The sequence below is a fragment of the Klebsiella oxytoca NBRC 105695 genome (assembly GCF_001598695.1).
GTDB lineage: Bacteria > Pseudomonadota > Gammaproteobacteria > Enterobacterales > Enterobacteriaceae > Klebsiella > Klebsiella oxytoca.
Genome location: NZ_BCZK01000039.1, coordinates 1 through 714, shown reverse-complemented (window position 1 = coordinate 714; position 714 = coordinate 1). Strand labels below are relative to the sequence as shown.

The window sequence follows — 714 nt, the reverse complement described above, 5'->3', positions numbered from 1 at the left end:
ATATCATCCCGTGCTGACTGCTGAAGCCGCCTGTCGTGGCGGGCGACACGCTCATCCAGTCCCTGCAGCTCTTCTGACAGTTCGCACAGCAGACGAATAAAACACTCATCCCACTGCACCTGCTGCGACACTATCTCCGGTAGCGCCTTACGCAGTTGCGCTATTCCCGCTGGCAACACCACACCGAACTCCCCCAGCAGACCCCGTATCTCATTGCTCAGAGCTGTCCGGGCACGGATGAGTCTGGCCCGGACGCGGTGCTCCGCCTGCAGCGTCTGCTGCCTTTCCGTTCTGATCGCCACGAAGCGCATCCCGGGGCGGCTGACAGCCTCGCAGATAGCTTCGGCATCGTTGGCATCATTCTTCTGGCCTTTAAGATAAGGCTTAACAAGCCGGGGCGGGATAATGCGTACGGTATGCCCCATACGGGTCAGCTCCCGGGCCCAGTAGTGGGCAGAGCCACAGGCTTCAATACCGATAAGGCACGGTGAGAGTTGGGTGAAAAAGGCCGCCATGCGGTCACGGCGCAGAGTTTTACGAAGGACAACATGCTCACGGTGATCCACGGCATGTATCTGGAAGACATTTTTTGCCAGGTCGAGACCAATACGTTTAATATTCATGATGGACACCTCCTCCAGTTAACTGTAGGTACACCTCAGTCTGGCACTTTGATGCCGTAAGGGGGAGGTGTCCATCACATCGGGCTACGGG

General features: G+C 57.4%; 1 protein-coding gene. It reads right to left on the bottom strand.

The annotated features are described in order from the left end of the window. Positions 1–623: IS110 family RNA-guided transposase (locus KO1_RS26660; protein WP_148719770.1), on the bottom strand; the 623-nt coding region annotated here is incomplete at its 3' end. Positions 624–714: the final 91 nt, after the last annotated feature.